This is a genomic window from Pseudomonas sp. zfem003 (assembly GCF_032621675.1).
Classification (GTDB): domain Bacteria; phylum Pseudomonadota; class Gammaproteobacteria; order Pseudomonadales; family Pseudomonadaceae; genus Metapseudomonas; species Metapseudomonas otitidis.
This window is the reverse complement of record NZ_JAVYJG010000003.1, coordinates 42,184-61,594: the sequence shown is the minus strand read 5'-3', so window position 1 is coordinate 61,594 and position 19,411 is coordinate 42,184. Positions and strand designations below refer to the sequence as shown.

Here is a 19,411-nt window from a genome sequence, read left to right as displayed (position 1 = left end):
CCTCACGGGGTGCCGAACAGCGGGAAGACCCCGAGCAGCAGCGCGGCGAGCAGGATACACAGGCAGATCAGAACCGCCCACTTCAACGTGAAGCGCTGGTGGTCGCCGAATTCGATCTTCGCCAGGCCCACCAGCAGGTAGGTGGAGGGCACCAGCGGGCTCAGCAGGTGCACGGGCTGGCCCACGATAGAGGCCCGCGCCATCTCCACCGGGCTGATGCCGTAATGGCCCGCCGCTTCGGCCAGCACCGGCAACACGCCGTAATAAAAAGCGTCGTTGGACATGAAGAAAGTGAACGGCATGCTCACCACCGCCGTGATCACCGCCATGTACGGCCCCATGGACGGCGGGATCACCGCCAGCAGGCTCTTGGACATCGCCTCCACCATCCCCGTGCCGGAGAGGATGCCGGTGAAGATGCCGGCCGCGAAGATCAGCCCCACCACCGCCAGCACGTTGCCGGCATGGGCCGCCACGCGCTCCTTCTGCTGCTGCAGGCAGGGGTAGTTGATGATCATCGCGATGCTGAAGGCCACCATGAACAGCACCGGCAGCGGCATCAGGCCGAGGATCAGCGTCACCATCAGCGCCGCCGTCAGCGCCGCGTTCACCCACAGCAGCTTCGGCCGACGCGCCTCGGGGAACTGCGACACGCTGATGTCCACATGGCTTTCCGGCAGGTCAGGCAGCTGCAGCACGCCCAGGCGGGCGCGCTCGCGCTTGCCGTAGGCCCAGGCCAGGCCGAACAGCGCCACGGCACCGGCCGCCATCGCCGGGATCATCGGCACGAAGATGTCCGACGGGTCCACGTGCAGCGCACTGGCCGCACGGGCGGTGGGGCCGCCCCAAGGGGTCATGTTCATGATCCCGCCGGCCAGGATGATCAGCCCCGCCATGATCAGCGGGCTCATGCCCAGGCGGCTGTACAGCGGCAGCAGCGCCGCCACGCAGATCATGTAGGTGGTCGCGCCGTCGCCATCGAGGGAGACGATCAGCGCCAGCGCCGCCGTGCCCATGGACACCTTCAGCGGGTCGCCCTTCACCAGCCGCAGGATCGCGCGCACCGGCGGATCGAACAGGCCCGAGTCGATCATCAGGGCGAAGTAGAGGATGGCGAACATCAGCATCACGCCCGTGGGCGCCAGCTTGGTGATGCCCTCCAGCATCATCGGGCCGATGCCGGCGGCGAAGCCACCGATCAGCGCGAAGGTGATGGGCACGATGATCAGGGCGATCAGGGCGGACAGGCGCTTGGTCATGATCAGGAACATGAAGGTCATGACCATGGCGAAACCGAGGAAGGTCAGCATGGGAATCTCCGGACGAAAGGCGACGAGGACGGGCGCCGGTCAGCGCGCAGCGGGTCGGGTACGGAGAGGGGGCGGAACGAGGCCGGGGAGGCGGCAGGAGCGGAACATGGCAATCACCCATCTTGTTGTTGTCGGGGTGCCTGGCGCGGAACGGGCAGCGCCGGGCGGCCGGTCTGTGCCGGCGGTGGGGCGATGCTAAGGGGCGAAGCTTTCAGCCAGCTTTCGCTGCGAACCGGCAGCGAACGTGCAGCGAAATCCGGACGGGCGGTCAGCCCGCCCCGGCTTGCAGCAGCGCCAGCACGGCCACCAGGGTGGCGCCGGAGAGCAGCGTCTGCAGGGTGATGATCCCCGCCATCAGGTGGCCGTCGCCGCCCAGCTGGCGGGTCAGCACATAGGCGGTGGGCGCCGTCGGCAGGGCGAAGAACAGCACCAGGATGCTGCTCTCCATCGCCGGCAGCCCGAGCACTCGCGCCACGACGAAGGCCAGCGCCGGCATCGCCAGCAGCCGCGCCGCGCAGTTCCAGCCCAGGGCCGGCAGCTCGCTGCCCAGCTCGCGGGGCTGCAGCGCCGCCCCCACGCAGAGCAGGCCCAGGGGCAGGCTCGCCACCGCCAGCAGGTTGAGCAGCCGGTCCAGCCCGCCGCCCAGCCCCAGCCCCGACAGGTTGTAGGCAGCACCGGCCAGGCAGGCGAGGATCAGCGGATTCTTCACCATCGGCAGCAGCAGGCCCCGTGCGCTGACCCCGCGCTCGGCAGTCAGCGACCACACCGACAGCAGGTTCACCGTCGGCACCATCAGCGCCAGCATCAGCGCCGCGATGGCCAGCCCCTCCTTGCCGAACAGGCTGCCGATGGCCGCCAGCCCCAGGTAAGTGTTGAAGCGCAGCACGCCCTGGGTGATCGCCCCGAAGCGCGCCGCCGGCCAGCCCAGCAGGCGCCGCGCCAGCAGCAACGCCGCCCAGCCGAGGCCCAGGCCCAGCAGCACCGCCAGTGCCAGGCGCGGCAGCGCCGGGTTGTCCAGCGGCGCCGTGGCCAGGCTGCTGAACAGCAGCGCGGGGAACAGGATGAAGTAGTTCAAACGCTCGGCGGCCGGCCAGAAGGCCTCGCCGGGGAAGTCGACCCGCCGCAGCACATGGCCGGCGACGATCAGGGCGAACAGGGGCCAGAGGGCCTGGAGCAGGGTCAGCACGGGCGCGTCCGTTTGTCCGGTGGCGAAGGCCGCATCTTGTCCGCCGCGGCCCTCACGGCGCAACCCGCAACGCGCTAGGCTGCGCCTTTGCCAAGGAGTACGCCATGACCACCGCACACACCGGCGGCTGCCACTGCGGCCGCCTGCGCTACCGCTTCGACGCCCCGCTGGCCGACATCGCCCACTGCCATTGCAGCGACTGCCGGCGCATCACCGGCGGCCTGGTGACCACCTGGATCACCGTGCCCCGCGCGGCGTTTACCTGGCTCGATGGGCAGCCGGCGGAATACCGCTCCTCCGCCACCTGCAGCCGCTACTTCTGTGGCCATTGCGGCTGCCACCTGGCGCTCTACACCCGCCTCAGCCCGGACAGCCTCGACGTCACCGTGGCCACCCTCGACGACGTCCACCAGGCCCCGGCCGACCGCCACATCTGGGTGCGCAGCCGCCTGCCCTGGGTGACCCTCGACCCGCACCTGCCGGAGGAGCAGGAAGAGGCGCTGTGAGTTATCCACAGCGCCCCATCAGCGCACGGCCAGCACCCTCGGCAGTTCCCCACAGGGCACCCAGACCCGGCCCTGCCACTCCAGCACGCTGACCGGCTGGCCCGCGCCGTGTAGCTGCACCTGCCGGGGCTGCACCGGGTCGCCCCGGCACTCGCTGCGCAGCGTCAGCACCACCTCCTGGGTGAGCCACTGGCGGATGCTGCGGTTCTCCGGGTGGTAGTAGTGGATCAGCGCCCCATAGGCCGCCGACTCGCTCACCAGCAAACCTTCCTCCGCCACCCCGCCGCCGTCCGGGTACCAGGCCCAGCGCCACTGGTCCGGATCGAGATTGGCGCGGATGCGGTCCTCCAGCAGCGGGTGCTGCATCAGCCGCCCGAGGTCGCGCACGCAGAACCAGGCCTGGTCATCCAGCAGAAAGGCCCGCAACTGGCGGCGATGGCGGATGAAGACACGGGGTTGGAGGATGGGGGTGTCGTCGAGCAGCTCGTTCATGAGTGCATTTCCAAGTGTCGTTGAGAGGGCCCTTGTTGAGAGGGCGGCCGGGTACTTCAACACCGCACTTGGAACGGCCCGCAGATTTCCCCCCGAAGGAGTCTTTTATGGCTGCGCGCTACCCGGCCAGAACGACCGCTGTTTGACCAGCGCCGCGACTATCGGGTGCGGAGGACCGCCAAGTGAGAGGTGTGTTGAGCACCGGCGACGGACACTAGAGAGCCGAACCAGGCCAAACAACGTGATCACAGGGGAATCGGATTGTACGGAGGCACACCCACCCATTTCCCCCAACGTCCTCATCCCGCGCTGTAGGAAACCACGTAAAGATGCCGCCCGCCGCGTAGGCTGGATGCCGCTCTTCGCATCCACCAACGCCCACCGCCCACCCCCGGTCGGGCTTTACACGATCCGTAGGATGCGCTGAGGCACGAAGCGCATCGCGTCCACGCCAGGCCGTGGCACCACCTGTTGCGCCCGGCCTGATGGGCATCGCTGCGCTCAGCGCCATCCTACGGGGCGTTGACCGAGGCTTTGGCGCGGGTGCGTGGATCGGTGAAGCGTACGGCTGTAGCCCGGGCTTTAGCCCGGGAGCGGCGCCGGGCATTCCCGGACTGAAGTCCGGGCTACGGGCTCAGCGCCATCCTGCGGCGGCGTTGACCAAGGCTTTGGCGCGGGACCGCGTGGATCGGTGAAGCGCGATCCACCCTACGGTTGGTGCTGCCTGGTCGCGTAGGGTGGATGCCGCTCTTCGCATCCACCAATTCCTGCCGCCCACCCCCCGGTCGGGCTGTACACGGTCCGTAGGATGCGCTGAGGCCACGAAGCGCATCGCGTCCACGCCAGGCCGTGGCACCACCCGTTGCGCTTGGCTTGATGGGCTTCGCTGCGCTCAGCGCCATCCTACGGGGGCGTTGACCGTGACGTTGGCGCGGGTGCGTGGATCGGTGAAGCGTACGGCTGTAGCCCGGGCTTCAGCCCGGGAGCGGCGCTGGGCATTCCCGGACTGAAGTCCGGGCTACGGTCTGAGTGCCATCCTGCGGGGGTGTTGGTCGTGGCTGTGGTGTGCGATCCACCCTGCATCCGCTGGGAGCGGGCTCAGGGCAGTTCTAGGCCGCCGGCGGCTTTGTGCAGCTGGCGCAGGTGGGCGCTGAGCTGGTCGAGGTTGGCCTGGGTGGCGTCGAGTTCGGTGAGGATGCGCGGGTCGATCAGTTCGCGCAGTTCGCGGTCGAGGCTGTCGGTGAGCTGGCGCAGGGTGCGCTGGCGGTTGGCGCTCTCTTCCTGCAGGCGTTGCCATTCGCTGGCCTGGGGCAGGCCGTAGCCGCTGCCTTGCAGCAGGTCGGCCGGGCGGCTGAGGAAGCCGCTGTTGGCGAGGATCTGTTCGAGGGTGCCGCCGGCGCGGGAGAACTCGGTCTGGCCGAGGGTGGCGCGGTTGTCCAGGTAGCGGCGCTTGAGGTCGTCCTGGGCGAGCAGCATCTGCCGGCGCATGGCGGCCTGCTCCAGCAGCAGCAGGGCGGCGCTGCCGCGCAGGTCGGCGTGTTCGATGTAGGGGCGGCGGCGGGTGGCGTCCTGGGCGAGCCAGGTTTCCACGTCGGCCTCGGGCAGCCCCAGGCGCTGGCGGGCGATGTCGAACATGGCCTGGTAGCGGTCGCGGAAGGAGTCGAAGCGGTAGCCCAGGCGCAGGGCTTCCTTCGGGTCGCGCAGGGGGCTGGGGTCGGCCACGCCGCGCCCTTCCAGCACCGCGAGGAGGCCGTTGGGCATGATGCTGTCGAGGTCGTCCAGGCGCGGGTCGGCGGTGCCGCTGCGCAGCAGCTTGAGGGTCTCGACGGCGCAGTTGTTGGAGAGGAACCAGTAGTTGCCGTCGTAGCTCCAGTGCATTTCGGCGGCACGCTCCACCAGGTTGTGCACCTGCTCGCGGTCCAGGCGCAGGGGCACGGAGGCGAGGCTGCGCATTTCCACCTTGGTGTACTCGTCGATCACCTGGGCCAACGGCAGGACGAACAGCCGCGAGGGGTAGGCGCCGGTGAGGCCGTCCCAGCTGGAGAGCTGCACGTCGCCGACGAAGGCGCGGTAGGAGAGCACCAGGTGCTGGTCGAGGTCGAGCCGGCAGTCCGGGCCGCGCGGGCGACCGGGGGCGCAGATCACCAGGCGCAGCATGGTGTGGCCCCAGCGGCTGGCCCAGTTGTCGTTGGCTTCGGCGAACAGGTAGTCCACTTCGTAGACCCGCTCGGGGTCGAGGCGCCCCAGGGGTTCGCGGCCGAAGTCGCGCCCGGCGTTGAGGTAGGCCAGTTCGCTGGCGCAGGTGCCGGCGGCGTCCGGGGCCCAGCCGAAGTGGTCGCGGAAGTAGCGGTACAGCGCGGGGCGTCGGCAGCGGTAGTCGGGGTCGAGGAGGAAGTACTCCATGTTCACCGCGACGAATTCGCGAGGGTTGGCCAGTTCGTAGAGGTCGGGGCTGCGGGCGGCCTGGTGGTTGTCCGCTTCGCGCTCGCCGCGCTGGCCGACGCGCTGGGGCCAGCCGGCGAGGTCTAGCAGGCGCGGGTCGTCGCTGAAGGTGAAGCGGCGGGCGGTCTGCCCGCGGCATTCGCTGCGCAGGCCGACGGCGCCGGTGCTGGCCTGGGCGCTGCGGCAGCGGAAGCCGAGGCTGCGCTGGGCGGCGTCGCGGTAGTGGGCGCGGTCGTAGAGGTGGGTCAGCTCGTGGAGCACGGTGGCCAGCAGTTCGCGGCGCACGGTGCCGTGGGGGCGCGTGGTCTTCTCGCGGGCGGCGCTGCCGTCGGCGAGGGCGGGCAGCAGGGCGCGGTTGAGGTCGAGGGCGTCGATGCGGGTGGCGCGGCCGTAGGCGTTGTCCGGCAGGTCATCGGCCCAGGTGACTTCCACCTGGCGGTCGAGGCGTTCGACGAAGCGCGGCGGCAGCTTCTGCAGGGCTTCGTCGAGCAGGGCCTGGCTGGCCTGGCGCTGGGCGGCGTCGAGGCCGTCGGTCTTCAGCGCCAGGCGCAGATCGGCCCGGGCGCTGGCGCAGGCCAGCAGGGCGGCCAGGCCGAGCGCACCGAGGCGCCACAGACGCAGGCTCAAGGGCGCCGCTTCAGAGGGCGAGGATGGCCTGGGCGAGGGCTTCGTCGCTGGCGTCGCGGGCTTCCGGCAGGCGGGTGCGCAGGGTGTCGAAGGCGGCTTCGAGCTGCACGCCACGGATGGCGCCTTCGCTGGCGACGAAGCTGGCGGCGTCGTCGCGGGCCTCGCGGATCACCTTCATGTCGCGGATGGAGGTGGTGGTGTCGGAGGTGAAGTCGATGCTGCGGCCCAGTGCACGGACGACGATGTTGCTGGTGGCGACCAGGGTCTGGGCCTGGGCGATGCCGGTGAACAGGGTGAGGGCGGTGGCAGCGACGATCAGCGTGCGACGCATGGAGGGTCTCCGGAGGTGAAAACTGTACGGGTCATTGGACGTCAAAGCGGCCGCCCGGTTCAGCGCAAGCGCAGCGGCACCGGCGCGGCGGGCGCCAAGGCTAGCGAAAGGCGCCAGGCGCGGCCATAGCCTGCTGTCGCGGCTGTGAACCGGGTGGCGCCGATCGGGGGCCTCAGAGGGCGAGGATGGCCTCGGCCAGTTGCAGGTCGCTGGCCTGCAGCTGCGGGGCCTGGGTGCGGATGTGCACCAGGGCGGCTTCCAGGCGGGCGCCACGGATGGCGCCTTCGCTGGCGACGAAGCTGGCGGCGTCGTCACGGGCGGCGCGTACCAGCTTGCTGTCGCGCAGGGAGGAGGAGGCGTCCGTGGTGGCGTCGGCGGTGGCGCTGAGGGCGCCGACCAGGGAGTCGGTGGTCACGGCAAGGCTGGAGGCGAAGGTGGCGCTGGAGAAGGCCAGGAGCGCAGCGGCACCGAGCAGGCGGAATGAGGGCATGGGGAAACTCCTGTACGGCAGGGGGACGCCCGTCAGGGCGCCCCATCGACACGGTGCCCCGGAGCGGGGCGGCGCCGATTTTCGCACAGGGCCCAGCGCAGCGGCAGAGCAGATGACCGCCGGGTCGCGTTTCAGCGCCAGAACGGCTTGTCCAGCTCGACGCGGCGGTCGCTTTCGCTGAGGCCGATGTCGGCCAGCTGCTGGGCGTTGAGCTGGGCCAGGTGGCTGCGGGTGCGGGCGTTGCGCTGCCATTCGACGACGCGGGCGTACAGGCGCAGGAACAGCGGCGCACGGGGTGCGGGCGGCAGCGGGGCAGGGCGGGCGTGGAGGTGGCGTTCCATGGTGGTGGCTTCCCTGTTGGTGTGGGGCAGTCCATGGTCGCGCGGCGGGGGGAGCCTGGGCAGGCACAACGGGGTGGAATTGTACGGGTCCAGGTGCGGATATTCGTGAACTGTTATGCCCGTATCCGGCACATCTGTACCAGCGCCCGGTTTCCCGGGACCGTAAAAACGAAAACCCGCCGGCTGAGCGGCGGGTTCTGTCGGTACTGCGGTGCGGCTTGCGCCGCGCTGGCTCAACGCCAGAAGGGCTTGTTCAGCTCCAGTTCACGCTGCGCTTCGCTGATGCCGGCGTCAGCCAGCAGGCGGGCGTCCAGCATGGCCAGTTGACGACGGCTGGCGATGCGGCGCTGCCACAGCAGCAGGGTGGAGATGACGCGCAGCGGCCAGGAGGCTTTGGCGCTTGACTCGTGGGAGTTGAAGATCAGGTCGGAACTGAGGGTACGTTCCATGGCGGTGCTTCCTTCCCGCTTGTGGCGGGGCTAGAGGGGTTGTCTGGTGGCTATTTTCTAGCCGGAACAGCCGACCCAGTAGTCACAGCTACCGAAAATTGTATGGCTACTAGAAAGCAAGCTAACTAACTGTATTGGTAAAATTTTAGTCAGCTGTACCGGTCACCCGTTGAAACCCTCGGCATTCAACGGGAAACCGGATTTTCCTCTGGGGAAGTGCCTTTTGGCAGGGGTTTGGAGCAGTACAGTTGGCCTTTTACCTGATGCAGTTTTTTGACCTGTTTGTCAGGTAAAAGGCCGTTCGGCGGGGGCTCAGCTGGCCAGCATGCGGCCGGTTTCTTCCAGGTTGATGTGCCAGGCCATGGCCTCGCGGAGCAGGTGCGGGGTGTGCCCGCCCTTGGCGCAGGCGGCGCTGAAGTACGCATCGAGCGCCGGACGATAATCCGGATGCACGCAGTTGTCGATGATGACCCGTGCGCGCTCGCGCGGGGCCAGGCCGCGCAGGTCCGCCAGGCCCTGTTCGGTGACGAGGATGTCGACATCGTGCTCGGTGTGGTCCACGTGGCTGACCATGGGCACCACGCTGGAGATGGCGCCGCCCTTGGCGATGGACTTGGTGACGAAGATCGCCAGGTGGGCGTTGCGGGCGAAGTCACCCGAGCCGCCGATGCCGTTCATCATCCTGGTGCCGCCGACGTGGGTGGAGTTGACGTTGCCGTAGATGTCGAACTCCAGGGCGGTGTTGATGCCGATGATGCCCAGGCGCCGCACCACTTCGGGGTGGTTGGAGATCTCCTGCGGGCGCAGCACCAGCTTGTCCTTGTAGCGCTCCAGGTTGCCGAACACGTCGGCGTTGCGGCGCGCGGAGAGGGTGATGGAGCTGCCCGAGGCGAAGCGCAGCTTGCCGGCGTCGATCAGGTCGAAGGTGGAGTCCTGCAGCACCTCGGAATACATGGTGAGGTCCTGGAAGGGCGAGTCGATCAGGCCGCACATCACCGCGTTGGCGATGCTGCCGATGCCGGCCTGCAGCGGGCCGAGGTTGTTGCTCATGCGGCCGTCGGCCACTTCACGGCCGAAGAAGGCGATCAGGTGGTCGGCGATGGCCTGGGTCTCGTGGTCCGGTGGCAGCACGGTGGACAGCGAGTCGGGCTGGTTGGTGAAGACGATGCCGGCGATCTTCGCCGGGTCGATCGGGATCGCGGTGCTGCCGATGCGGTCGTCCACGCGGGTCAGCGGGATCGGCGTGCGGGTCGGGCGGTAGGTCGGGATGTAGATGTCGTGCAGCCCTTCCAGGTTGGTGTGGTGGGAGAGGTTGATCTCTACGATCACGCGCTTGGCGAAGATGGCGAAGCTGGCCGAGTTGCCCACCGAGGTGGTCGGCACGATGTGGCCCTGCTCGGTGATGGCGGTGGCCTCGATCACGGCGATGTCCGGCAGCTTGAGCTGGTGGTTGCGCAGCTGCTCGACGGTTTCCGACAGGTGCTGGTCGATGAACATCACGCTGCCGTCGTTGATCGCCTTGCGCAGGGTGCTGTCCACCTGGAACGGCATGCGCCGCGCCAGTACGCCGGCCTCGGTGAGCTGCTTGTCGAGGTCGTTGCCCAGGCTGGCGCCGGTCATCAGGGTGATGCGCAGCGGCGAGGCCTTGGCGCGTTCGGCCAGGGCGCGGGGCACGGCCTTGGCTTCACCGGCGCGGGTGAAGCCGCTCATGCCGACGGTCATGCCGTCTTCGATCAGGGCCGCGGCCTCGGCCGCACTCATGACCTTGTCCAACAACGAGGGCAGGCGTACGCGATCAGGGTACATGGAGGAAAACCTCAGGGCTTCAGGGTGGGGAGGAAGGCGCGCAGTCTAGGGGCTGCGGCGCGGGGCGACTTCTATACCAAGGTCGAAGAGGCCGCTCTGGACGGGGCCTTTGCGCGCGCCATGGTGGTGCTTCGGAGGGCGCTTTTGAATGCGGCGGATTGGCGCGGCGCAGACGGCCGCGCGGGGCATGGCGAGGGGCCCGGGCAGGCCCCTGCGGGGGTCAGTCGGCGCGTTCGCCGCACAGGTCCAGGGCGAACCAGCGTTCCGTCGCCTCGGCGTCCAGGCCGGCACCGATCAGGGCGAACAGCTTGGCCAGGGCGGCTTCGCGGGTCATGCCGCCGGCCGACACCAGGCCACTGGCGGCCAGTTGGCTGCCGGCGGCGTAGACACCGAACTCCACGTGCCCGGCCGGGCACTGGCTGATGGCCGCCAGTACCACGCCGCGCTGGCGCGCCTCGCGCAGCACCTGCAGCAGCTCGGCGTTGTCCGACGGGCCGGTGCCGCTGCCGTAGCACTCCAGCAGCAGGCCCTGCACGCCGCTGCCCAGCAAGGCCCGCAGATGCGCAGCCTGCAGGCCGGGGAACAGCGGCACCACCGCCAGGTTGACCGGCTGCCGACGGACGGCGAAGCCCAGCTCGGCAGGCACCGGGGCGTGCTCGCCGTGGCGCGGGCGCGGCAACACGGTGAAGGCATCCAGTGCCTCGCTGTACAGCTTGCTGACCCGGGCGCCGTGCATCAGCGCGCCGTTGAACCACAGGTGCACGCCGGGCGCCACGCCAGCCGCGAGGGCCGCCAGGGCGCCGCACAGGTTGGGCCAGGCATCGCTGCCCTCGGCACCGGCCGGCAGCATGGAGCCGGTGAGCACCACCGGCACGCCCAGGCCGAGCAGCTGGAAGCTCAGGGCCGCAGCGCTGTAGGCCAGGGTGTCGGTGCCATGCAGCAGCAGCACGGCGTCGTGCCCACCCTCGCGCACCGCATCGACGATGACGTCGCGCATGGCGAGCCACTGGGCCTGGGTCATGTTGGCGCTGTCCAGCAGGGGCAGCATCTCGGCGAAGGTGAAGTCCAGGGCCGGCGCAGTGGGCTGGCTCGCCAGGTGCTCGCGCATGCGCGCCTCGAAGCCGCCGGCCGGGGCCAGGCCCTGGGCGCTCTGCAGCATGCCGATGGTGCCGCCGGTGTAGAGGACGAAGAGGTTCTTGACTGCGCTCATGCCTTGCCCTGGTCGTACGGGGAGTAAAACGGTGGGCCAGCATAACGCTGAATACGGCCGCGAACGCGAGCCGATCCCACCAGAAAAGGTTGCCTGTTATGAAAATGCCGCTTCCCCGCAGGGCGGAGAAGCGGCATCCGGTGACGCGCGGGGCGCTTAGCGGTGGCTTTCCGCCAGGCCGGCCGGGACCTGCTGCGGAGCCGCTTCGGTGACCGGGTTGATCGGCCAGGCGGCGCGGTCCAGGTCCAGGTCGGTGAACTTGCTGGCGTCGAATACCGGCTGGTCGATGCCGGCCTTGCGCTGCTCGTCGTAGTCACGCATCACCCGCAGGCCGACCTTGATCAGCAGGGCCAGGGCCAGCAGGTTGACGAAGGCCAGGCAGGTCATGGTGATGTCGGCGAAGGCGAACACGGTGCCCAGGTTCTGCATGGAACCCCAGCAGATCAGTGCCAGCACCAGGCCACGGTAGGTCAGCAGGGCGGCGCGGCTGCGGCCGGCGAGGAACTGCAGGGCGTTCTCGCCGAGGTAGTAGTTGTAGAGGATGCAGGTGAAGACGAAGAGGCTCAGCGCGACGCTGACGAAGATCCGGCCCCAGTCACCGACCACGGCGGCCAGGGAGTTCTGGGTCAGGACGATGCCGTCGCCTTCGAAGCCCGGGGTGTAGAAGCCGGACAGCAGGATCAGCAGCGCGGTGCAGGTGCAGATCACGAAGGTGTCGAGGAACACGCTGAACGCCTGGACCACGCCCTGGGCGGCCGGGTGCTTCACGGCGGCCACGGCGGCCACGTTCGGGGCGCTGCCCAGGCCGGCTTCGTTGGCGAACACGCCACGCTTCACGCCCATCACGATGGCGCTGCCCAGCAGGCCGGCGAAGGCCGGTTCCAGGCCGAAGGCGCTCTTGACGATGGTCACCAGCATGCCCGGGACCAGCTCGATCTGGGTGGCAATCACGTACAGGGTCACGCCGATGTAAGCCAGGGTCTTGACCGGTACCAGCAGGTCGGAGACGGCGGCGATGCGCTTGATGCCGCCGATGAACACCAGGCCCAGCAGCACGGCCAGGCCGATCCCGGTGTACTGCACCGGCAGGCCGAAGGCGTTCTCCAGGGAGTGGGTCACGGTGAAGGACTGCAGGCCGTTGAAGGCGAAGCCGTAGGTCACCAGCAGCAGCACGGCGAAGGTCACGGCCATCCAGCGCAGCTTCAGGCCGTGCTCGATGTAGTAGGACGGGCCGCCGCGGTACAGGCCGTCGCCATCGGCGCGCTTGTAGACCTGGGCCAGGGTGCACTCGAAGAAGCTGCTGGACATGCCGACCAGGGCGGTCACCCACATCCAGAACACGGCGCCCGGGCCGCCCAGGGTCACGGCGATGCCGACGCCCGCGATGTTACCGGCGCCGACGCGGCCGGCGAGGCTCAGCATCAGGGCCTGGAAGGAGCTCAGCTGGCCTGCCTGGCCGCGGATGGATTCCTTGAAAACGCTGAACATGTGGCCGAAGTGGCGGAACTGGACGAAACGGGAGCGGAGGGTGAAATACCCGCCCAACCCGACGATCAGCACGATAAGCAGTTTCCCGGACAGGAAGTCGTTGAGCGCTTCGAGCATTGGAGAATTCCTCGATTCTTATTGTTCGAACGATGGAGTGCCGCGAGCGGGTCGAGGCAGAGGCGCGCATGGTTGGGCATGGCCGTCGGTCAGGCAATTTCGCAGGTTGGCTCAAAATGGTGCGAGTTGACGCTACAATCGCGCCGCTCGCGTCAGCTGGAGGGGCGGGAATTGTCAAACAATCTGGGTGCCAACCTGAAGTTGCTGTGCAGCCACTACCGCTCTATCTCGGAGGTTTGCCGGAAGCTGTCGATCAACCGTGCGCAGTTCAACAAGTACCTCAGCGGCCAGAGCGCGCCGACGGCCTACAACCTCAAGCGCATCGGTGATTTCTTCGGTGTCGAGGACTACGAACTGGGCCTGCCACCGGAGCAGTTCGCCCGCCTGATCGGTGCCCGCCGCCCCCACGACAGCAGTGCCCCCAGCGACGACCCGCTGATGCAGATGCTGCGCCCCCTGCGCGAGCACGCTGGCGACCTGTCGCGCTACTGCGGCTACTACTTCGAATACTCCAACTGCATGTCGGTGCCCGGCACCATCCTGCTGTCGCTGGTGCACCTGTGGGAGGAGCGCGGCACCTTCCTGTTCGAGCGCCAGGAACGCCAGGAGCGCTCCAGCGCCTCCAACGTCGAGGCCGAGGACTGGGTGCGCTGCCGCTACCTCGGCGCGGCGTTCCAGCTGCAGGACCGGCTGTTCCTCGCCGACTTCGAGTCGCTCACCCTCAACGAGATGAGCCAGACCATCCTCATCCCCAGCTTCAAGAGCCGCATCACCCGCCTCAACGGCCTCAAGACCGGTGTCTCCAGCGGCGACCGGCGCAACCCCGCCTGCACCCGCGTGGTGTGGGAATACCTGGGGCCGGAGATCAACCGCGTCAGCGCCTACCGCCAGGTGATGCTCTACCGCCCGGACGACCCGCGCATCGACGAGGACATCCGCCGCCGCCTGCAGGTCGGGCCGCTGCAGAACAACCTCTTCGAAATCGAATGACCCACCCGCTTCAAGGAACCCCCCGACCATGGACGTTCTCCGTCACCCCCGCTTCCTCGCCCGTGCCCTCGTGCTGCTGTTCGCCGGCCTCCTGCTCGCCGGCTGCGGCGGCGGCGTGAAGGGCAAGGGCTACCTGTTCACCCGCGACAGCCAGGCGCTGCGCCTGAATGACCAGGCCACCCTGCACCAGGGCCACAAGGAGCTGGAGTTCAGCCCCACGCCGAGCTTCTTCGGCACCCTGCGGCTGAAGGACGAGCGCGATGACGTCAGCATCGACGTGCCCCGCAGCGCCTATGGCAAGCGCTCGTTCTTCATCGACGGCCGCGAGGCCGGGCTGAACTACGACATCCAGGCCCGCTGGCGCGAGGAGCGCGAGCTGCAGACCGAGCGCGATCGCCAGGAGTCCTGCACCGCGCCGGGCTATTGCACCCGCACCGTGAGCGTCCTCAACTGCGACGGCAAGCGCTACCTCAGCGGCACCGAGCGCTACGGCGACCACCTCGACGACCAGAACTGCCGGCGCGAGCAGGTGACCCGCACCGACTACTTCCGCGACTGCCCCGGCTCCCGCCCGGTGCGCGAGCGCTACCAGGTCTACCGCCTGCTGGTGAACCTGTCCTTCACCGACCCCGTCCACAAAGGCCCGCCGGCCGCCGAGTTCGACGGCGAAAGCCGCCTGCGCGACCGCTTCCTGGAACGCCTCTCCGAGGGTGCCTGCCGGGTCAATTGATCCCCGCACCACCCGCCGTGCCACCGCTTGGCCGCGACGTGATGCGCTTCGTGGCCTCAGCGCATCCTACGGTTCGCCCGAGGGCCAACGGGAGACGTCGGTTGCGGTGCCGAACGCCTCAACGGCACCCGTAGGATGGCGCTGAGCGCAGCGAAGCCCATCGATCCGAGCGCCAAGGCCATTCGTGGTGCTGCCACTTGGCCGCGACGTGATGCGCTTCGTGGCCTCAGCGCATCCTACGGTTCGCCCGAGGACCAACGGGAGACGTCGGGTGCGGCGCCGAACGCCTCAACGGCACCCGTAGGATGGCGCTGAGCGCAGCGAAGCCCATCGATCCGAGCTCCGAGGCTATCCGTGGTGCCTCCCCTTGGCCGTGACGTGATGCGCTTCGTGGCCTCAGCGCATCCTACGGTTCGCCCGAGGGCCAACGGGAGACGTCGGGTGCGGCGCCGAACGCCTCAACGGCACCCGTAGGATGGCGCTGAGCGCAGCGAAGCCCATCGATCCGAGCGCCAAGGCCATCCGTGGTGCCTCCCTTGGCCGCGACGTGATGCGCTTCGTGGCCTCAGCGCATCCTACGGTTCGCTCAAGGCTCAATCGGAGACGGCTGATGGGGCGCGCTTCATCGATCCACGCGGACCAAGCTCCCCGGCCTGTTCAGAACCCCATCTGCCACTGGGCGATGAGGGCGTTGTTGCGGGCGTTGCTGCCCAGTTCGCCGCTGTAGGCGAGGCCGATGCGCTGGGTGCTGCTCAGGCCGAGGTCGAGGCCGGTTTCCACCAGCAGGCTGTTGCGGTCCAGGGCGGTGCCTTCGACGCGGAAGGCGCTGCCGCCGCTGAGGAAGGCCTGACGGGTGCTGCTGTCGACGTCGCCGTAGACGTGGCGCCAGGCCAGGGACAGGCGTGGCACCAGGGTCATGCCGTTGTCCAGGGTGCCCAGGTGTGCCAGGCGCAGGCCGAGGCTGCTGGTGAAGTTGCCCTGGTGCTGGTCGTCCACCCGCAGGGCGGCGGCTCCGCCCCGTTCGGCGTAGCCGTCGCGGGCGTAGTACTGGTAGCCCAGCCCGGCAAAGGGTTCGGCCTGCCAGCGCCCGCTGCCCAGGGCGTAGCCCAGTTCGCTGACGGCCTGCAGGCTGTGGGCGTCGTAGCGGCCCTTGAGGCGGTCGCTGAATCCGTCGAATTCCACCGTACGGCGGCTCTCGCCGTCATGCCGGCTGTAGGCGGCGCCCAGGCGCAGGGACAGCGGGCCGTCCTGGCGCAGGCCGTAGAGGCCCAGGTGCAGGCTCTCCACATCGCCCTTCAGGCTGCGCCCGGCATCCAGCCGGGTGCGCGAGTAGCCGCCCAGTACGCCGAGGCGCCACTGGCCGTCGAGGGCCCAGTCGGCGCCGAGCACCGCCCCCCGGGTATCGCTGTCCAGGTCGGCGCTGCCGGCCTGGCCGTCCAGGCGGCCGTGGCTGCCCAGGCCCTGCATCCACAGGCGGCCCTGGGCGGCGGGGTCGTTGAGGTTGCGTGCCGCTTCAGGCACGCCGAGGGCCGCCAGTTGCGGCCCGTCTTCCAGCGAGCGGGCGCTGAGCAGCCCGCCGGCCCCGCTGGCCCCGACGCTTTGCAGGGCGCCGAGCATGGCGCCGGTGACCTGGCCGGTACTGGCCAGGCTGCTGCCGGCGAGGCTGGCGTTGCCGGCGGCGGCCAACTGGTCGAGGGCCTGCCCGGCGCGGGTGCCGTCCTGCACCACCAGGGCGTTGTACAACTGCGGGCTGCCCTGGGCACTGATGCTGCCCGCGACCGTGGCGGCGTTGCTGTTGCCGGCGACGCTGGCGAAGGCCACGTCGTTGCGGGTCAGCTCCAGCTCCACGCTGTTGGCGCCGTAGCGCAGGCTCGGGGTGAGAAAGGCGAAGGTGCTGGTGACGCTGGCGAAGCGGCCGCTGACACCGCCGGCCGCCTGGATCACCTGGTAGCGGCTGGTGTTCGGGTAGGTGCCGGCGCTGGCACGGACATCCAGGCGGGCGCCGTCGAGGCTGACCCGGCCGTCGGCCTGCAGCGGGCTGTGGCTGCCGTCGGCCGCGACGGCGAAGGCCAGGGTGGAATCGGCCGCGAGGTCGAGGTTATCCACATGGCCGCCGCCGGCGTAGGTGGCGCCCGAGGCGATGCCCAGGGTGCCGCCGATGCGCCCGAGGTTGACCAGCTCGGCGCCGGCCAGCACTTGGCCGCCTTCGCTGAAGTCGTCGGTGTCGAGGGTCCAGCGGCCGGCGTTGACCTGCAGCCATTCGAAGCGGGTGCTGTTGCCGAAGCTGCCGCCGCCGACGTCGTCCAGGGTCAGCACGTCGCGGCCGGCGCCGCCGTCCACCCGGCCGACGAAGCGGCTGCCGCTGTGCAGGGTCAGGCTGTCGGCGCCGCCGCCCAGGTCCAGGGCCACGCCGCCGGTGCTGCTGATCAGGCCGCCGTTGATCACGCTGTCGGCCTGCTCGCCGATGATGCGCACGGCATCGCCGCCCAGGCCGAGGATCTGCCCGAAGTTCTCCAGGTGGGTGGCATAGGGGGCGCCGCCGGTGGCGCTGTCGTCGATGAGGATGGCGTTGGCCGCCCCGCTGATGGTGGCGCCGGCGTGGTTGAAGATCGTCCCGCCGCCCATGGCGATGCCTTCGCTGGTGTTCGGCGAGCCGTCCTTGGAACCGCCGGCGCCGGTGCCTTCGATGATGCCGTGGTTGTCGATCCAGCCCTGGCCGTCGATGTCCACGCCATCGCCGTCGCCATCGGGCACCAGGCCGTTGTAGGCACCGGTGATGCGCCCGTAGTTGGTGACGCGGCCGTTGCCGTCGGAGCCGAAGCCCGAGCCGTTGCGGCCGATGATCACGCCGCCTGCGTAGTTGACCAGTTCGGCGCCGGCGTCGGTGGTGATGCCGTGGCGGCCACCGGTGATGGTGCCGTGGTTCTCCACCTTGCCGCCGGTGGAGGCGTCGAAGTCGATGCCGTCGAACTTGGCGTCGGCGCTGGTCATGTCGCCGCTGCTGATGGTGCCGTAGTTGGTGATGGTGGCGTTGTTGCCGACGCGCATGGCGTCCTCCCGCACACCACGGATCAGGCCGGTGGCGCGGTTGGTGATGTCGATCTGCACGTTGGTCTTGAGGTCCTTGAGCATGATCGCGCGGTCGGTCTGGGAGATGACGGTGCCGGCGTTGTCGATGGACACGCGGGTGCCGGCCAGGTCGCCGCTGATGCGGATGGCCTGCTTGGCGGCGTCGAGGGTGGCGCCTTCGCGGTTGATGATCTGGTAGGTGCGCGCGGGGTTGCTGCCGGAGGCGTCGAGGCCGCGGTCGGCGGTGGACTTGATCAGGCCGCTGTTGTCGACGACCACGCCGGTGCCGCTGGTGGCGTTCTTCAGCTCCACGCTCTTGCCGCTGGTGGTGATGCTGCCGCTGCTGCCCACCTGGAGGGTGGTCTCGCCGCTGAGCACCTGGCCGGTGGTGGTGGCGCTGTTCACGGTGACGGTGGCGGCGCTCGCCAGGCCGGTGCAACCGGCCAGGGCGAGGGTGATGCAGCGGGCGAGCGGGGACGGCGAGCGGAGCATGGCGGCAACCTGTTGGGGGTCTTGTTGGCTGGCCGCTCTTTATAAGGAAGAAGTCTTACCGTTCCGTAACAGGGGTGTGACGGGAATAAGGGAGTGGGGGCGTCGGGTGGGGGCGGGCCATCCCGCGTGGCCCGTCGAGGTGGCGGGCTGCAACGGGGCGGGATGGCGCCGGGTGCCGGCCTACGCCGGCCGCAGATCCTCCAGCCGGCGGCGCTGGCGGCCTTCGCCGTCGAAGTTATCCACAGCCAGCCAGGCCTCGAAGGCGCTGCGCACGGTGGGCCATTCGCCGTCGATGATGGAGAACCAGGCGGTATCGCGGTTCTGGCCCTTGATGACCATGTGCTGGCGGAACAGCCCTTCGTAGCGGAACCCCAGGCGTTCGGCGGCGCGCATGGAGCGGGCGTTGGCGGCGTTGCACTTCCACTCCAGGCGGCGGTAGCCGAGGTCGTCGAAGGCGTGGCGGGCCAGCAGCCAGACCGCTTCGGTGGAGGCCGGCGAGCGCTGCATGGCCTGGCCGAAGGCGATGTGGCCGATCTCGATGGCGCCGTCCTTCGGGGCGATGCGCAGGTAGCTGAGCAGGCCGGTGACGCGGCCGCTGGCCAGGTCGACGACGGCGTAGAACAGCGGGTCGCGGCTGGCGGCGTGGCCGGCGAGCCAGGCGTCGAAGGGCGCGCGCTCGGGGAAGGGGCCGTAGGGCAGGTAGTTCCACAGCGCCGGGTCGTGGCCGGGCCCTTGCAGGGCGTGCCAGAGATCGTCGCCATGGCGCGCCGGGTCGAGGGCTTCCAGGCGCACGAAGCGCCCGGGCAGGGCGCGGTGGTCGGGGGTGGGGCGGGGTTGCCAGTGGCTGAGGTCGGTCATGGGGCGGTCCTCACAGGACTTTGCGGTACTGGACGAAGCCGGAGCGGTTGGCGATGCGGTCGTAGAGCTGCATGGCGTCGGTGTTGGTCTCGTGGGTCAGCCAGTGCACCCGCGAGCCGCCGGCGGCCTCGGTGCGGGCGTAGACGTATTCGATCAGCGCGCGGCCGATGCCGGCGCCGCGCAGGCCCTCGGCAACGAACAGGTCCTGCAGGTAGCAGTAGTTGCCCACCGTCCAGCAGCTGCGGTGGTCGATGCAGTGCACCATCCCGACGGCGCGGCCGTCCTGCCAGGCGAGGGCGGCGTGCATGGGTTCGGTCGGGTCGAGGAAGCGCTGCCAGGTGACGGCGCTGGTGGCCTCGGGGATCTCGGTCTTGTAGAAGCGCTGGTAGCCCTGCCAGAGGGGCAGCCAGGCGGCGTGGTCATCGGCGGTGACGGGGCGGATCTCGAGGCTCATGGGGCGTCCTTGTGGGCTCGGTT

General features: G+C 69.4%; 17 protein-coding genes. 3 read left to right on the top strand and 14 right to left on the bottom strand.

What is annotated here, in order from left to right; genetic code table 11:
• Positions 1–2 precede the first annotated feature (2 nt).
• A complete protein-coding gene (locus RTK35_RS06405) occupies positions 3–1,310 on the bottom strand; it encodes a CitMHS family transporter (protein ID WP_044403455.1) in 1,308 nt (435 codons plus the stop codon).
• Positions 1,311–1,578: 268 nt separating this feature from the next.
• The gene (locus tag RTK35_RS06400; protein WP_410478635.1) at positions 1,579–2,559 is read right to left on the bottom strand and encodes an AEC family transporter; all 981 of its coding nucleotides are present in this window, start codon (positions 2,557–2,559) and stop codon (positions 1,579–1,581) included.
• Between the two features lie 41 nt (positions 2,560–2,600).
• Here RTK35_RS06400 and RTK35_RS06395 point away from each other — a divergent pair, with 41 nt between their 5' ends.
• Positions 2,601–3,002, top strand: a complete 402-nt coding sequence (locus RTK35_RS06395; RefSeq protein ID WP_107329913.1) for a GFA family protein — start codon at positions 2,601–2,603, stop codon at positions 3,000–3,002.
• Positions 3,003–3,020: 18 nt separating this feature from the next.
• Here the strand turns inward: RTK35_RS06395 and RTK35_RS06390 are convergent, their stop codons facing one another.
• From RTK35_RS06390 to RTK35_RS06350, 9 genes are all read right to left on the bottom strand, one after another.
• Positions 3,021–3,494 carry a Bro-N domain-containing protein gene (locus tag RTK35_RS06390; protein WP_074969703.1) on the bottom strand — a complete coding sequence of 158 codons (474 nt, stop codon included), beginning with the start codon at positions 3,492–3,494 and terminating at the stop codon, positions 3,021–3,023.
• A gap of 1,098 nt (positions 3,495–4,592) precedes the next feature.
• The gene (locus RTK35_RS06385; RefSeq protein WP_394354678.1) at positions 4,593–6,563 is read right to left on the bottom strand and encodes a DUF4105 domain-containing protein; all 1,971 of its coding nucleotides are present in this window, start codon (positions 6,561–6,563) and stop codon (positions 4,593–4,595) included.
• A gap of 10 nt (positions 6,564–6,573) precedes the next feature.
• A complete protein-coding gene (locus RTK35_RS06380) occupies positions 6,574–6,894 on the bottom strand; it encodes a DUF2388 domain-containing protein (RefSeq protein WP_044403447.1) in 321 nt (106 codons plus the stop codon).
• A 172-nt stretch (positions 6,895–7,066) separates the two neighbouring features.
• A complete protein-coding gene (locus RTK35_RS06375; RefSeq protein ID WP_316907641.1) occupies positions 7,067–7,384 on the bottom strand; it encodes a DUF2388 domain-containing protein in 318 nt (105 codons plus the stop codon).
• Between the two features lie 131 nt (positions 7,385–7,515).
• On the bottom strand, positions 7,516–7,725 hold the full coding sequence (locus RTK35_RS06370; protein WP_044403443.1) for a DUF1127 domain-containing protein: 210 nt from the start codon (positions 7,723–7,725) through the stop codon (positions 7,516–7,518).
• Between the two features lie 233 nt (positions 7,726–7,958).
• Entirely contained in the window at positions 7,959–8,174 is a 216-nt protein-coding gene (locus RTK35_RS06365; protein WP_044403441.1) for a DUF1127 domain-containing protein, read from the bottom strand.
• A gap of 312 nt (positions 8,175–8,486) precedes the next feature.
• Positions 8,487–9,980: an acetyl-CoA hydrolase/transferase family protein gene (locus RTK35_RS06360; protein ID WP_044403440.1), complete on the bottom strand. Its 1,494-nt coding sequence runs from the start codon at positions 9,978–9,980 to the stop codon at positions 8,487–8,489.
• 220 nt (positions 9,981–10,200) lie between these two features.
• Entirely contained in the window at positions 10,201–11,190 is a 990-nt protein-coding gene (locus RTK35_RS06355) for an asparaginase (protein WP_044403439.1), read from the bottom strand.
• 156 nt (positions 11,191–11,346) lie between these two features.
• On the bottom strand, positions 11,347–12,795 hold the full coding sequence (locus tag RTK35_RS06350) for an alanine/glycine:cation symporter family protein (protein ID WP_044403437.1): 1,449 nt from the start codon (positions 12,793–12,795) through the stop codon (positions 11,347–11,349).
• Between the two features lie 171 nt (positions 12,796–12,966).
• Here RTK35_RS06350 and RTK35_RS06345 point away from each other — a divergent pair, with 171 nt between their 5' ends.
• Complete coding sequence (locus RTK35_RS06345; protein ID WP_044403434.1) at positions 12,967–13,785, top strand: helix-turn-helix domain-containing protein; 819 nt, start codon at positions 12,967–12,969, stop codon at positions 13,783–13,785.
• Between the two features lie 28 nt (positions 13,786–13,813).
• A complete protein-coding gene (locus RTK35_RS06340; protein ID WP_316907640.1) occupies positions 13,814–14,515 on the top strand; it encodes a hypothetical protein in 702 nt (233 codons plus the stop codon).
• A gap of 657 nt (positions 14,516–15,172) precedes the next feature.
• Here RTK35_RS06340 and RTK35_RS06335 read toward each other — a convergent pair.
• The 3 genes from RTK35_RS06335 to RTK35_RS06325 all read right to left on the bottom strand — a co-directional run bounded on the left by RTK35_RS06335 (position 15,173) and on the right by RTK35_RS06325 (position 19,388).
• Positions 15,173–18,076 carry an autotransporter domain-containing protein gene (locus RTK35_RS06335; protein ID WP_316907639.1) on the bottom strand — a complete coding sequence of 968 codons (2,904 nt, stop codon included), beginning with the start codon at positions 18,074–18,076 and terminating at the stop codon, positions 15,173–15,175.
• A gap of 180 nt (positions 18,077–18,256) precedes the next feature.
• A complete protein-coding gene (locus RTK35_RS06330) occupies positions 18,257–18,934 on the bottom strand; it encodes a GNAT family N-acetyltransferase (RefSeq protein ID WP_182851330.1) in 678 nt (225 codons plus the stop codon).
• A gap of 10 nt (positions 18,935–18,944) precedes the next feature.
• Positions 18,945–19,388, bottom strand: coding sequence for a GNAT family N-acetyltransferase (locus RTK35_RS06325; protein WP_044400029.1), 444 nt, complete (start codon positions 19,386–19,388; stop codon positions 18,945–18,947).
• Positions 19,389–19,411 lie beyond the last annotated feature (23 nt).

Coding starts and splice junctions, on each gene's coding strand:
- RTK35_RS06335 (WP_316907639.1), bottom strand. CDS start 18,076: ATGCTCCGCTCGCCGTCCCCGCTCGCCCGCTGCATCACCCTCGCCCTG.
- RTK35_RS06325 (WP_044400029.1), bottom strand. CDS start 19,388: ATGAGCCTCGAGATCCGCCCCGTCACCGCCGATGACCACGCCGCCTGG.
- RTK35_RS06365 (WP_044403441.1), bottom strand. CDS start 8,174: ATGGAACGTACCCTCAGTTCCGACCTGATCTTCAACTCCCACGAGTCA.
- RTK35_RS06340 (WP_316907640.1), top strand. CDS start 13,814: ATGGACGTTCTCCGTCACCCCCGCTTCCTCGCCCGTGCCCTCGTGCTG.
- RTK35_RS06405 (WP_044403455.1), bottom strand. CDS start 1,310: ATGCTGACCTTCCTCGGTTTCGCCATGGTCATGACCTTCATGTTCCTG.
- RTK35_RS06330 (WP_182851330.1), bottom strand. CDS start 18,934: ATGACCGACCTCAGCCACTGGCAACCCCGCCCCACCCCCGACCACCGC.
- RTK35_RS06370 (WP_044403443.1), bottom strand. CDS start 7,725: ATGGAACGCCACCTCCACGCCCGCCCTGCCCCGCTGCCGCCCGCACCC.
- RTK35_RS06380 (WP_044403447.1), bottom strand. CDS start 6,894: ATGCGTCGCACGCTGATCGTCGCTGCCACCGCCCTCACCCTGTTCACC.
- RTK35_RS06355 (WP_044403439.1), bottom strand. CDS start 11,190: ATGAGCGCAGTCAAGAACCTCTTCGTCCTCTACACCGGCGGCACCATC.
- RTK35_RS06350 (WP_044403437.1), bottom strand. CDS start 12,795: ATGCTCGAAGCGCTCAACGACTTCCTGTCCGGGAAACTGCTTATCGTG.
- RTK35_RS06375 (WP_316907641.1), bottom strand. CDS start 7,384: ATGCCCTCATTCCGCCTGCTCGGTGCCGCTGCGCTCCTGGCCTTCTCC.
- RTK35_RS06395 (WP_107329913.1), top strand. CDS start 2,601: ATGACCACCGCACACACCGGCGGCTGCCACTGCGGCCGCCTGCGCTAC.
- RTK35_RS06360 (WP_044403440.1), bottom strand. CDS start 9,980: ATGTACCCTGATCGCGTACGCCTGCCCTCGTTGTTGGACAAGGTCATG.
- RTK35_RS06390 (WP_074969703.1), bottom strand. CDS start 3,494: ATGAACGAGCTGCTCGACGACACCCCCATCCTCCAACCCCGTGTCTTC.